Source organism: Aneurinibacillus sp. REN35 (assembly GCF_041379945.2).
Taxonomy (GTDB): Bacteria; Bacillota; Bacilli; order Aneurinibacillales; family Aneurinibacillaceae; genus Aneurinibacillus.
This window is the reverse complement of record NZ_JBFTXJ020000001.1, coordinates 294,269-307,699: the sequence shown is the minus strand read 5'-3', so window position 1 is coordinate 307,699 and position 13,431 is coordinate 294,269. Positions and strand designations below refer to the sequence as shown.

General features: G+C 45.1%; 13 protein-coding genes. 8 read left to right on the top strand and 5 right to left on the bottom strand.

Annotated elements, in window-relative coordinates:
• Window positions 1–146: 146 nt before the first annotated feature.
• Window positions 147–1,070, bottom strand: a complete 924-nt coding sequence (locus AB3351_RS01490; RefSeq protein WP_371145343.1) for an AEC family transporter — start codon at window positions 1,068–1,070, stop codon at window positions 147–149.
• A gap of 264 nt (window positions 1,071–1,334) precedes the next feature.
• Here AB3351_RS01490 and AB3351_RS01485 point away from each other — a divergent pair, with 264 nt between their 5' ends.
• The 3 genes from AB3351_RS01485 (at window position 1,335) to AB3351_RS01475 (ending at window position 3,052) form a co-directional block, all read left to right on the top strand.
• A complete protein-coding gene (locus AB3351_RS01485) occupies window positions 1,335–1,781 on the top strand; it encodes a hypothetical protein (protein WP_371145342.1) in 447 nt (148 codons plus the stop codon).
• Window positions 1,741–2,406, top strand: a complete 666-nt coding sequence (locus AB3351_RS01480) for a PspA/IM30 family protein (protein ID WP_371145341.1) — start codon at window positions 1,741–1,743, stop codon at window positions 2,404–2,406. Before AB3351_RS01485 ends, AB3351_RS01480 begins: the two co-directional genes overlap by 41 nt.
• Before the next feature lie 205 nt (window positions 2,407–2,611).
• Entirely contained in the window at window positions 2,612–3,052 is a 441-nt protein-coding gene (locus AB3351_RS01475; RefSeq protein WP_371145340.1) for a GreA/GreB family elongation factor, read from the top strand.
• A gap of 127 nt (window positions 3,053–3,179) precedes the next feature.
• Here AB3351_RS01475 and AB3351_RS01470 read toward each other — a convergent pair whose 3' ends face one another.
• The gene (locus tag AB3351_RS01470; protein ID WP_371145339.1) at window positions 3,180–3,869 is read right to left on the bottom strand and encodes a hypothetical protein; all 690 of its coding nucleotides are present in this window, start codon (window positions 3,867–3,869) and stop codon (window positions 3,180–3,182) included.
• Between the two features lie 8 nt (window positions 3,870–3,877).
• The gene (locus AB3351_RS01465; protein ID WP_371145338.1) at window positions 3,878–4,882 is read right to left on the bottom strand and encodes a phosphodiester glycosidase family protein; all 1,005 of its coding nucleotides are present in this window, start codon (window positions 4,880–4,882) and stop codon (window positions 3,878–3,880) included.
• Between the two features lie 258 nt (window positions 4,883–5,140).
• On the opposite strand from AB3351_RS01465, the gene AB3351_RS01460 reads away from it, so the two are divergent.
• On the top strand, window positions 5,141–7,996 hold the full coding sequence (locus AB3351_RS01460; protein WP_371145337.1) for a PAS domain S-box protein: 2,856 nt from the start codon (window positions 5,141–5,143) through the stop codon (window positions 7,994–7,996).
• 71 nt (window positions 7,997–8,067) lie between these two features.
• On the opposite strand, the gene AB3351_RS01455 is transcribed toward AB3351_RS01460, so the two are convergent.
• Complete coding sequence (locus tag AB3351_RS01455) at window positions 8,068–8,655, bottom strand: guanylate kinase (protein WP_371145336.1); 588 nt, start codon at window positions 8,653–8,655, stop codon at window positions 8,068–8,070.
• 238 nt (window positions 8,656–8,893) lie between these two features.
• On the opposite strand from AB3351_RS01455, the gene AB3351_RS01450 reads away from it, so the two are divergent.
• The 3 genes from AB3351_RS01450 to AB3351_RS01440 all read left to right on the top strand — a co-directional run bounded on the left by AB3351_RS01450 (window position 8,894) and on the right by AB3351_RS01440 (window position 12,006).
• A complete protein-coding gene (locus AB3351_RS01450; RefSeq protein WP_371145335.1) occupies window positions 8,894–9,709 on the top strand; it encodes a DUF6492 family protein in 816 nt (271 codons plus the stop codon).
• Between the two features lie 39 nt (window positions 9,710–9,748).
• Complete coding sequence (locus tag AB3351_RS01445) at window positions 9,749–11,128, top strand: sugar phosphate nucleotidyltransferase (RefSeq protein WP_371145334.1); 1,380 nt, start codon at window positions 9,749–9,751, stop codon at window positions 11,126–11,128.
• Window positions 11,129–11,229: 101 nt separating this feature from the next.
• Complete coding sequence (locus AB3351_RS01440; protein ID WP_371145333.1) at window positions 11,230–12,006, top strand: pirin family protein; 777 nt, start codon at window positions 11,230–11,232, stop codon at window positions 12,004–12,006.
• Window positions 12,007–12,070: 64 nt separating this feature from the next.
• Here AB3351_RS01440 and AB3351_RS01435 read toward each other — a convergent pair whose 3' ends face one another.
• A complete protein-coding gene (locus AB3351_RS01435; RefSeq protein ID WP_371145332.1) occupies window positions 12,071–12,997 on the bottom strand; it encodes a hypothetical protein in 927 nt (308 codons plus the stop codon).
• A gap of 161 nt (window positions 12,998–13,158) precedes the next feature.
• On the opposite strand from AB3351_RS01435, the gene AB3351_RS01430 reads away from it, so the two are divergent.
• The gene (locus AB3351_RS01430; protein WP_371145331.1) at window positions 13,159–13,377 is read left to right on the top strand and encodes a methionine aminopeptidase; all 219 of its coding nucleotides are present in this window, start codon (window positions 13,159–13,161) and stop codon (window positions 13,375–13,377) included.
• Window positions 13,378–13,431 lie beyond the last annotated feature (54 nt).

Below are 13,431 nucleotides of genomic sequence, written 5' to 3'. Positions count from 1 at the left end.
ATATGTAATTCATACAAACGAAGCGAACTCAGGCTGTACATGTAAAGACATACCACACTGCCGTACCTACCAAACGAACCAGCGGCATCTTTATTCAACCATGTACACAAAAAAGGGCCAAACTCACACTCTTTTGAGTCAGCCCCCTAAAACAAAAGCTTGGATGCATACACAACAACGGTTACGGTTACACTGCTGCACAGCGTAGACAGGAGCACCGCTTGCGCTGCATATTCAGGATGATTGTTATACTCCAGTGCAAACAGCGCACTATTTCTTGATGTAGGAAACGAGCTGGCAATCAGAAGTGCTTGGGCTAATGTGCCATCAAGTCCAAGCGATAAGATAATGAGAAGAGCAACGGTCGGCGATAGCAGCAGCCGTCCAATAAGACTTAACACAAGCGGCAGTGAAAAGTGCTTGATCTTCAGATATGCGCTTTGTGCGCCAAGCGTGATGAGTGCAATCGCAAGGAAAGCATTAGCACTATTCTCAATCGGTTTCCATAAAAATGTCGGCACGGTAATTGCCAATGCATTACACAACAAACCAAGCAGTAACGCATAGAAGATCGGATTCTTTAAGAACTCCCGCAAAGCTTTTGTACCGTTAGCATTAACCGAGACCGAGTTCATGATGCCATATGTATACGTGAGGAGATTTTGAAAAATAACGACCACAACCTGAATAGACAGCCCAAGCGGATTGTTCTGAAAAACAAGCTGGCTGACCGGCAATCCAAAATTCCCGGAGTTGTTCAATACGACACTGTTTTTAAATGCGGCCGAAAGCCCGCGATCAAACCCGGCCATTTTGGCAATGCCAGCACTAAGGATCATCAGGCATAAACTTTGCAGCAGCAAAAAGCCAATGATGCTGCCGATGATGTCGCCTCCCATGTTACTTTGATAAATATTGACAAAGCTTACCGCCGGGAAAAGAAAATATGTCGTAAGCTTCGATAAGGTGTTCATATCAAAGTGAAACTTTCTGTGCAAAAACCCCCCCAGCACAATAAGAGAAAATACCGGCACAATTACATTTACTACGATAGGAAATAAAACATCCATCCCCTTGCCTCCCCACTCTCAAACCATGCTCATCTTCATTTGGCAACTGGTATTGTTGTATATCTTAATCATAGGGTCATTTTTTATTTCGTCCAATACCAATACCGAATCGCCAGCTATACAGAAAAAGAATAAAAGTCTAGCTATCGCATTTCATAGAGGTGTGTATCCCCTGTGCACTCCGCAATTTCCCACACTTTTTCCGTACTTCTCCCATAGTGTTCTTCTAAGATAAGAACAAATAGAACGAAAGGAGAAAGAAAAGTGAGTAAAAAAAGAGCAACCTTAGGGAAACGAGTGTTGTTTAGCGTCCTTCTGATGCTTGCAGCGGTATGGGTGATCCAATTTTTTGGAGGGTCTAACGCTTTTGCATCCAGCCATCACCATGCCATGCAACCCAATTTCTCCCCTCACCAGCCCCATGTGACGCGGGGGCCTCATCACATGAGCCTTTTCCATTACATTGGGTCGCTGTTATCCTTGGTGTTTTGGCTGTCAGTTGGTATTTTCGTATTTTTATGGATTCGCAAAAGACGATCCTCGCGTCCGCTCTATTCTGTGATGACTGATGCAGCACACAATGAGCACATGTATACACAAACGTATTCACCCCCTGATTTTCTAGATGAATGGGAACGAAAGCAAACCAAATTAAAGGAGGAAACATCTCATGGGAATCATGAAAAGAATGAAGGACATCGCTACAGCTGAAATCCATACCCTGCTTGATCGGGCAGAAGACCCAATCCATATGCTCAATCACTATATTCGGGAAATGGAGAAGGAAATTGCTAATGGGCAAAAAGCTCTTACCCAGCAGCTTTTTCTAGAAAGGAGACAGCAGGCTTTCTTGCACGAAGCCGAGGAGACAATAACAAAACGAAGCCGTCAGGCCAAATTGGCCGTCGAGCAGGGAGAAGAGACCATTGCTGCCTTAGCGTTACAGGACAAGCTATTGTACGAACAGAAAGCTGCTGCCTACCGCGAGCAGCATCAAACGATACAAAAGCAAACCCAGCAACTGCGCCAGGTGCTAGATCAGCTTATCCAACGCTACAATGAATATAAGCATAAGCATCTGCTCCTGCTTTCAAGAAGCAATCTAGCACAATCCATTACACAAATGAATCAAGTATATAGCTCATGGAATACGGGACAGGTAGCGACAGGGTTCGCACGGATGGAGGAACGAATCATGCGATTAGAAGCTGAGGCAGACGCCACTACCCAGTTCTTACAGCCTACCCAATCACATCACTCCATCTCTCCCTCTCTGCAAGAAGATATCCAACGGGAATTAAAGCAGTTGAAGGAAACTACGCATACCACCGTATAATAAGCCGTGCCTTCTATATGTGCCATCCTGCATATAGAAGGCTTCTTTTATTCTGCTGTTCCTCCGCAGTTGAAAGCATGATAAGATGTGAGTGAGGTCCCTGATTACGGGAATCTCCATTTTTTTATTTATTAAGGAGGGCGCAACATGGACATGAAAAACAAATTTTGCAAGCGGCTACATCCAGGTAAGGAGGCTATCTACGATGAACCATAGTCTCACCTACTACCCTTTGCGAAAAAGCCTAATTAAACAACTCATTTACATTGAAGAGAACACAACAGAACTTTTGGATTTATATGTCTCCTCTACTATGGTTCACGACAGAGACTTCAACTTCTTCAAGCGGTATGTCGCTGAAGTTGAAGCATTTCTATCGGATGACGAAAAAAGTACCTACCCGGCTCTTTCAAAGGTATTTATCGGCTGCCAGGTTGCTGTATTGTTCAAAGAAGACAATTATATAGAACATTTCACGATTTGCTTTCCAGAACAAAGCGACCCTACGCGCGGCTATATTTCCTTTTTATCTCCGGTTGGACGGCAGCTGCTGCTACATGCGCTAGACGAAGAGATGGTACTCGTCACTCCCGGCGGAGAAACGAACATAACCATTACAAAAATTGAGTTTAAAGATTATCAATAGAATCTGCCCTATACAACCTAAAACAAGCCAGCCCTTTTCCTCGGGCTAGCTTGTTTTCTATAAGTACGATAAAGGGGAGAACCTAGTAGCTAGGAAAACGTATCCAGACTATCATGCTGTAATGTTCTTACGAAAACTCCTGCACTTTCAATGATGATCGATGCATCGCCCCGTCCTTAAATTCCCATAGCCTTCCCTTTGTATTGGAAATATACAGGATATCGTTTTTTTCATCATAGTCAATGCTTGCAATACGTACGGCGCCGATCTGCAGCTTCTGCAGGCCTTGTGAAGCCGTATACTTATATAATTCATCTCGGTTCTCATCCTTCATATGCACATAAAAGAACTCAAGATACGGAGAGAAGAAAACATCCTCTACCTTTTCTTTCTTGCTAGACCATTCATATACGACAACAGGTTCATCATGCGCCATCTGAAGCAGACGCATCTCCTGTCCCTTGCGCTTCTCTACCATATAAAGCAGCGTATTGGACTTTCCGAGCCACTTCATATACGTAATGTTTCCCTCTTCTTCCACCGAGTCAACGGTCCCGTTTTTATCTTGAATCATAATGGTATGTGCGTTATCCTGCATTACGTAAGCAAGCCGCTGCGCATCGGATGTCATGGCAGACTGCACGACTTCTTCCGGAGGCGCAAGCGTTCGCTCCGTCTTCTCCGCAGCCGCCGCCTGCTTCATCTCTAATGAAGGCGGCGCAAGGAATTCATCAACCTGCTGCAGAACACCTACCTGAAGAACGCTGACAAGCATAATGGTACTAATCCAAAACAGCGCTTTACGTGTTTTCTTCATCCCTGCCACTACTTCTTCACTCCGTCTACGACAAAACTGGTAGCTACATAGCGCTCTCCAAGGGGATTAGAGGGTGCTACCAAAAAATCGTCTTGATAATATAATTCTGAACTGTATCCACCATCCAAATTGGCGGCAATCTCTGCTCCATGATCCAACATAATCTTCTCACAATCAAGCAGCGTAGCTCCCACACCGTCACTTCCCCGACCCGATATAGCTAACAGCAGGATGGACCCATCACTTCGCTGCCCGATTGCTGAGCGAGGCGCAATCCCCCACGAGCCGTCTTCCTCCTCAAGAAACGGTTCACCGTTCTTCACCAATTGAGGACCGAAGGAAATCGCATCTTCTATGCCAAGCTCTTGCAGCTTTTCATATTTATATTTTCCTACAACGAGAGCACCTTGCTTTGTAATTCCTACCACCGGCTGACGCGTACTCTGATCGCCGCTGATGTAGCTGCCCCGCGAAACCGTAATTCCCATCGGAATACCACCGGTTCCCTTCCCGGCCACGTCATAAAATCCGCCAGCATTAATGCCGCCGATCGCGTCTGCATCTTTAACCATCTCGCTAACCGTCTGCCCCACATTATTAATGTGCTTCGTTACAACAACATGCACACGCTTGGGATCATGAATCACAAGCAGGCTGCCGTTATATTTCTTTGCTTCAATTGGAATCACTTCAATCCCAGTGTCGCTCACGTCCGAGAAGTTTGCCGATTCCATTAGACCTTCGCTCATCTTATCCATGCCAACCGGCTTGTATTTAGCGAGCACCTTTGCAGGATAAAAATATTCAATATACCATGGATGACGACTGGTCAATACCGCTCCGATTACCGTGCTTCGCACATTCTCAAAAGGTCCGTACAAAACAAGCGCACCTGATGAGAAAACCAGGTACATACACAATAGAAAGCTGATCCCTATCCATTTCCTTTTTTTTCTACGATATTTTTGTTTTCTAGGAAACGAACGTTCTTCCTCTATTTTTACAACTTGCATTCAACCGTATCTCCTTCTGTATTCACTATCTCCCTATCATATATTATCTGTAGAAAAGAAGGTTGACAACATAGAAAAAGAACGAGTAGTTTCCTTAATGTCACTCCTCCTCATTATCTTACGTAGAAAGACGTCTATAAGAGCAGAAATGTTTTTCGCATATAGCAATGCAGTTTTTGAGACAGTAAAGCATTGAATTATCGACTGAATTATTATTAAATAATAAAAAATCAGTATATTGATTTGGAGGAGTCAATCATGAATCACTTCATTGCTGTTGATGCCTATACGAATACAAAAGTAGAAAGAATGAAACTCGAGCAAGAATGGGAACAATTCGTTTACGGAAGCAGCACTCAACCAGCTGTTCGTCCCCTTATGCATGATTCATGGCGGCGCTGTTTAGAACAAAATATTAACCCCCTCCATAACAGAGTACCTGTACGCCTTTCTAAGAAAAGCACGGAAGAGTTCCTAACCTCTACGTCCCTCCATCCTATCCTTAAACCGATTCTTACACATATAAAAGATACGAAAACGGATGCAAACCAATTGGTCACAATCACTAACGATTCTGGTGATATCGTATATTTAGACGGCCCACTCCCGCTGCTTGTAAAAGCTGAGGACATGAACTTCGTCATCGGTTCTTCCTGGGCAGAACATCATGCCGGAACAAACGCGATCGGCACCTCCCTGGTTACCGGCGTTCCGATTCAGGTTTTTGCCGGAGAGCATTTCTGTCAAGAGGTCCAGAAATGGACATGCTCTGCGGCACCAATTCGAGACCCGGCGACGCGAGATATTATGGGTGTAATCAATCTGACCGGCTTATGGAAAACCCAGCATCCTTCGTTGTTATCTGTCGTTATGGGAGCGGTACATACAGTAGAACAAAGCCTATATACGCTGCTAGAATATGAACGTTTCAGACTTGAGGAGCACTTTAACCATATCATTTCTTTAGGTATCGCTTCACCTGTCCTGGTGATGGACCGCGGTGGAAATGTGGTCAAAGCCTCCCCTGTGCTTTATGAGCAAGGCTGGATTACCCCTTATCGCTTTTTACACGGCGCTCCCACTTTTTCTTTTCCTATTCTGACGAGTAGACAATGGAAAGCGGAGTGCAGCCTGCACACATGGCATTTTGAACTTACTCCCTATATGTATGGCGGCGCCCCCATTGGAGCCGTCGTATGGGGAACACCACAGCCTTACGCTCTCTCGCAAAAATGTAAAAACCACCCGGCTAAGACGATGCAAAAATCTCAGCTTGCTGCCTCTACAACTTCTATCGTACAAGCTTCTTCAAAAAGAGAGATGGAGTCAAGCGAATGGCATTGTTCCCTCTTTAAACACAACCCGCACGGCATCCTCTGCCTTGATGCAGAAGGAAATATACTGCAGGCAAATCCTGCTGCCGAGAAGCTATTCGGCTATGCCGCAGAAGAACTTCAGGGTCGATCAGCATATTCCCTCGCCATCCCGGAAGAGCAGACGATAAATAAACAGCACTTCATGCAAGCAGCCGGCGGAAAAATTCAAGAGTACGAGACTCTCATCCTCCATAGACAAGGACATGATATTCATGTAAGCGTGGAGAGCATTCCTATGTGCACAGATCATGGGATCGTTGGAGCATACGGCATTTTCAAAGACATCACCCGCCATAAGCAGCTTGAAGAGGACTTACAATCAACGAAGGAACAATTGGACTTATTTCTGCGTAATACAGTTGATTCCATCGTCGTGCTTGATCTTCAGTTCAATGTCGTAAAAATAAACCGGGCTTTTGAGAGAAAGTTTGGTTGGAATGAACGGGATATTATTGGAGGTCCGCTGCCTACCATTCCTCCTTCACTGTACAATGAGTTTATTGCATTGTTTCAAGAAATTATATCCACAAGACATATGACATCGTATGAGACAGTTCGCCAGAATAAGGATGGCACGCTCATTGATGTGAATGTTTTTGTTTCTCCCATTTCTGATACAAAAGGAAACATCGTAGCCTTTGTCGCCACATTGTGTGATATCACGGAACGCAAACGAATGGAAGAAGCACTGAAAGAAAGAGAAACACAGCTACGTACCTTAATCAATGCGATGCCTGATATCGTTTGTTTTAAGGATGCCGAAGGACGCTGGATTGAAGCGAACGAATTCTGCCTGCGCGTACTACAGATGGACACTCTCTCCTATCAGGGAAAACATGACAACGAATTAGCAGTATTACACAATCAGTATCGCGAGATGTTTCTGCACTGTGCGGAGGTCGATGAACAGGTATGGCAAGGCGGCAGCAAAACGCGCTCAGAGGAAGTCATTTCACAAGGGATAGGGGAACCCAAAGTATTTGACGTTATCAAAGTTCCTCTTTTTCATACGGATGGGCAGCGCAAGGGCATCGTTACGATCGGGCGTGACATTACCGACCTAAAACGAACGGAAGAACTGCTGAGGAAATCAGAAAAGCTCTCCATAGTAGGCAAGCTGGCGGCCGGTGTTGCACATGAAATAAGAAATCCCCTGACCTCGATTAAGGGATTCATCCAATTTATACGAGAAGGACATAGTAAGGACGAGTATTTCTCTATGATTCTCTCAGAATTGGACAGAATTGAGCAGATCGTCAATGAATTTCTGGTGCTTGCCAAGCCTCAGGTCATGAATGTGAAATATCAGTCGCTTTCCTTTTTGCTGCAGCAGGTTATTGATCTACTCAATAGTCAGGCCCTTATGAACAATGTACAGATCCTAACAGATTTCGCTCCTGATCTGCCTATGATTAAATGTGAAGATAACCAATTAAAACAGGTGTTTATTAATGTGTTGAAAAACGCGCTTGAAGCCATGCCTCATGGAGGAGTCATCACTGTTGAACTCACGCAGGAACGCAACGCGCAGCGCGTTCGTATTATAGATCAGGGCAGCGGTATTTCCGAAGACCGGATTCAAAAATTAGGAGAGCCTTTCTATACAACGAAGGAAAAGGGGACAGGACTGGGACTGATGATTAGTTATAAAATTGTACAGGCACATCGAGGAACTATACGGATTATGAGCAGGGAGAAAAAAGGGACAACCGTTGAAATTATGCTGCCCCTTTCCTAGCGCACGCTCTTTTTTTTCATACAAAAAGCGGGGCCCCATGCGCCCCGCTTCACTTCATTATAAAAGCTTCATTACTCTTCAAGGAACTGCACATTCAAATACTTCTCCAGCAGCTTTGTAATCTCGAAAGCTGTATGGGAGGAATCAAAGTTCTCAAAAATATGTTCACAAGCGTCTTTATATCCCATCGCTTCTTCGTAATGCGCAAGATGGCGCTCAATATCTTTCTCTGAATCTCCGCGCTGCTTTTGTCTTTCGACAACTGTCTCACTATCGGCATAGATGAAGAAACGAATCACTTTATCTCCGTATAACTTCTTCACTTTTTCCGTTCCTTCTGCGTTCAACACCATTATGACACCTTGGCTTTCTGCAAATAACGCAGCAAAATCAGTCTCTTTGATGCCATAATGATAACCGTCCTGCACAACACTTTCTAAAAAAGCACCTGCATTCTCCGCCTCAAGAAACTGTTCTTCCGTAACAAAGTGATAGTCCTGCCCCTCTACTTCCATCGGCTTCTTCGGACGAGTCGTATACGAAATGACATGAGGAATGTGCAGACTACGGAAGATCATCTCCGCAATTGTTTTACGACCTGCTCCATCCGGTCCCGTAAATACCAAAAGATACTCTTTTTCTTTTAAATTAAACATCATGTATAACCTCCTTGAGAATAGAATAAGCTCCAAAATTGCAAGTGAGCTTAATATGACAGATCGGCGAGAAGAAAGAACAGGTCATACCAGTTATATTCTCCACTTCTCATAAAATTCCTTTCAATTTCCATCATTCTCATATTAGTTTATACATTTTTTTGGCGCTCCGCTCACGCACAAGCACCTTATACTGCCTGTACATAGTATGGTACAGATACGCATGAACGGAGGTGAAACCATGTTATCTAAAGCGAAGCGACCCGTCATGAGCCGCACCAAAATCGATGTATTGATCCCTGCCATCGAAAAGGATATAAAGGTACTTCCCTATGTTATTGACAGCGTTAGAAAGTATGTGCTGCATCCGATTGGCAGCATTATTATCGTCTCTCCGAACAGCGAACGAATCAAAGCATTATGCAGAGGTAAAGGCTGTCGGTTTGTCGATGAGAATACGGTGCTTCCAATTACCAAAAAGCACATTGTGTACCGCACAAGTTCATGGGATCGTTCCGGTTGGCTGTTTCAGCAGCTCATCAAGCTTAGCGGGGATTCTCTATGCTCCCAGCGCTTCTATCTCGTTATTGACGCTGATACGGTGCTGATTCGTCCACATACATTCCGCTTAAACAATCGAACGATATTTTATTGTAGGAACTGGAGCCGTGCCGAATATTTTGTCACGTACAGAAAGCTGCTTGGAAAGAAAGCGGCACGTCCCACCTCCTTTGTCACCCATTATATGCTCTTTGAAAAAACGAAAGTAGCTGCGCTAAAGCGAGAGATTGAAGCCAAGCATAACATGAGTTGGTATAACGCGATCATCAAAAATATTAATAAGTCGAAGCAAATCACTTTCTCCGAATTCGAAACGTACGGAAATTTCCATTATGCTCGTTTTCGAAGTGAGCTGCTTATACGAAGAGCGCTGAACAAAAGCCTGCCGCGTCATCGTACCAATCCGTCTGACCCTTATATCAAAAAATGGGCCCACACATACCGTTCCATCTCCCTGCATGCACGCAAATGGTATATCAGAAAAAGAAAGGCGTAAATGGTCCTTATTCAATTAATCCGTTCAGGAGGAGTCATCTTGAGAATTGTATTATTGTGCGGGGGCTCTGGAAAACGTCTATGGCCGCTTTCAAATGACATTCGCTCAAAAATTTTTCTTAAATTACTGCCGCATGAGAATGGCACAAGGGAATCCATGATGGAGCGGATATGCAGACAGTTGGATGCGGCAGGTCTTCTTCCGTTCACCTCTATTGTAACGCACCAAAATCAGGTAGAAATCATGAAAAATCAGGTCGGAGAGAACATCCCTATCATTAGCGAACCCTTAAAGAAAGGAACATACGCTGCCGTCGCACTGGCCACCGCTTACTTTCATTCTGTCATGCATATACCGGCGGACGAGACCATTTGTGTAATTCCCGCCGATCTGCTTGTGGATAGCACATTCTTCAAAACAATCGCTTCCCTGCCGGATATCCTCTCTGCTTCCGGCTCTGACCTTGTCCTGCTCGGTACCACACCTACATCCGCTTCCAACCAATTTGGCTATATTGTGCCTACACCTCACAGCGAGGCTGCTTACGCGCCCGTACATCGTTTTGTCGAAAAGCCGAACACGCGACACGCTCGCCGCCTTATTAAACAAGGGGCATTGTGGAATTGCGGAGTATTTGCTTTTCGACAGTCCTTCATGCTTGCACATCTACAGCATAAAGAACTGCCCGTGAATTACGAAGAATGGTTACCGCTCTATGAACATCTGTCTGAGCAGGGATTTGACTATGAGGTCGTAGAAAAAGCACGCTGTGCGGCAGTCGTTCCTTATACTGGAATGTGGCAGGATCTTGGAAGTTGGGAAGCTTTCACAAACCATCTGGGTACAGCAGTAATCGGGCCGGGCGAAATAACAAAGGACTCGGTACATACCCATATCGTAAATGAGCTGTCACAACCGATTACAGTACTCGATGTCTCAAATGTGATTGTGGCAGCAAGCCTTGATGGTATTCTTGTAGCAAGCAAAAAAAACGCCAGCCGCATCAAGCAGCTAATTCCTGGAGTGCCAACACGCCCTCTCTATGAAGAAAAACGCTGGGGGAGCTATCATGTATTGGATTACTCTGTCACAGATACCGGTCTTGAAACATTGACCAAGAAGATTACACTGTTGCCCGGTAAGAATATAAGCTACCAACTGCATCATAAACGAAGCGAAGTGTGGACAATTACTTCCGGCTCTGGTGAATTCATCTTAGAAGATCAATGCTTCGCTGTGAAAACAGGTGATGTCATTCGCATTCCCCGTGGCGCTAAGCATGGCGTCAAAGCCCTGACAACGCTTGAGTGTATTGAAGTACAGATCGGAACAAAGCTGACGGAGGAAGACATCACACGAATCGCTATGTCTTGGGAAAAAGCTCTGCAATACTGCACAAGGCAGGACCCCTCAATCTAAAAGAAGACACAACAAAATAAATTATAGTTACTTCACTAAAGTTAGAAAAGGATGTTATAATGAATCTACCTTATTATATCCTTATGAAATGTGGTGAACATATGAAAACCAATGTATATCCACCAAGTCAGCAGGCGTTCGGCGCATTTGACGGCGGAAAAATAACCGAGCAAAAACCAATCGGCTTCCCTGGAGAAGGTTCAGCCGTACAACGTGTCGGTCCCTTATTCTACTGGTCATGGTTTCACGCTCCGAAAGAAGGATTCATTCCGGCTCATCCCCATCAGGGGTTTGAAATCCTTACCTATGTCGTACACGGAAAAGCCGAGCATAGTGATTCGCTCGGCACCAAAAGCGTAGTAGGTATAGGCGGAGTCCAGGTCATGCAGACCGGTTCTGGTGTATATCACGAGGAACGAATGATCGGCCCCGATGCAGAGGGCTTCCAGATCTGGTTCGAGCCGCATCTAAAGGAAGCATTCAAACAGTCACCTACGTATCACCAAATGGAACACGAGGATTTTCCGGCGCATTCCGAGCATGGCGTACACACCAAAACCGTCATTGGTCAAGGTTCGCCCGTGTCACTGACGACAGATGCAAAGATGTGGGATGTGCATATATCCGCAGGACAGGTGCATCGTCCCCCTCTCTCTTCAGGCTATACCTTGGCCGCCTTAACAATCAAGGGATCTGGGATCTGGTATGAAGAAGGACAGAATGCTGCACCCACTGCTTTTACAGAAAAAGACTTTACCGTCCTGCAGGCCGAATCTAATACGAAAGTGGTCGTGGCAGCGGACGCTATGCAGGATGTACGTCTTATCCTTGTCGAAGTTCCGATTGACCCAGGTTATCCACTCTATCCCGCACGCTGAGCAGCGGTGGGATCACGCTGTACTTATCGAGCCGCCGCCAGCGCTTCTTCTCTGACCATCTAACTCAGTGAATCAATTGAAATGTTTCGGCAATCGCGTTGCTTAAACGGGACATCTCGTGAAACTCTTTATACTCCACGCTATCGGGCCGGTCGGCATACTGGTTTTCGCTGGCCCATAGCATGGCGTATACATACCCTCCCTTTTCTCCAACCTTCTTATAAAGACTGTCTTCATACCCTCCTTTTTTCCAAGCTTCTGTTTTAATCTTTTCAATACTCAATAAGAACCGCTCAGCTACTGCATTATTTTTGGGCTTGTAATTGACGATCAGCTTCCCGTCTTTTTCTACAGCATGGTACTTCAGATCCCAAGATTTCGGGAGGGAAAATGCATAGGGGGCCGCACGATATGTAAATGTGTCTACCATTTTTGGCGGAATGGACGGATAAGGTGTGCGAGCACTTATCACCGCGTCCGCTCCTATCATAACATGATCAATATACCAGTTTTCTCCCACTTGCTTCACCATAATCACTGCGCTTTCTTTACCATAATGGCCCGTGGATGTCGCAAGGTCAAAGGTGATGGTATATTCATAAAGGTCGTCCCTTAGTTTCTGCTCCTTCGTAAACTGATAGCTTACAATCCATGGGCTTGAACCACCTGTGACCCACTTCTCTTCTTTAAAATACGGTGCTGCTTTTTCCTTTAATTCCTTGGTAAACAACGCGTATTGGAACGCTCCGTTCCGGATAGAGAGAGCTTTGCTCCACTTCTCGGACGCTTCTTTTGCCGTTTGCGGAAGCACCGCCGCTTCCAATAAAGAAACCTGCAATTCAAGCGCGGACACTTCTTTGGATGACACTGGGGCAGCTTGAGAACCCTGGATGGCGGTGACTGCCTTTGCAGGCTCGACTGCAAGTGCAGCACCCGTCACTGTCGATAGAAGCACAACCATTCCTGCGAGCATAGCGTTTTGTTTTTTCATAAGAATTCCTCTCTTCTTTCAAATTTATTTCCACTATACTGTCGTTTTTCTAAAAAGTGGTTAATGATTCGTTACATATCGTTACAGAAAAGTTTCAACGGTGGATTGAAAACTCTCTGTTTTTCACATACTGAAGAGAAACAGACTCCGAGGTGACTTCCATGCGATTTCTTCATGCCCTAACCGAGTGGAGGGCTACACGATATGAAAAAAATATGGAAAAGATGAAGGCACAAGGTAAATGCCCCGCTTGTCGCGGAAACGGATTACATCCACTTCCCATCCATGAGTTCGCCTACGTCAGCCTCTATGATTGTCCCGGGTGCAGCGGAAGCGGATTGTATTCGGATTGGGCCGCGATGAACGGACAGACCGATTAATTTATTTAGAACCCATAAAGCAAACAAAGCCATTCCGCTAATTGGAATGGCTTT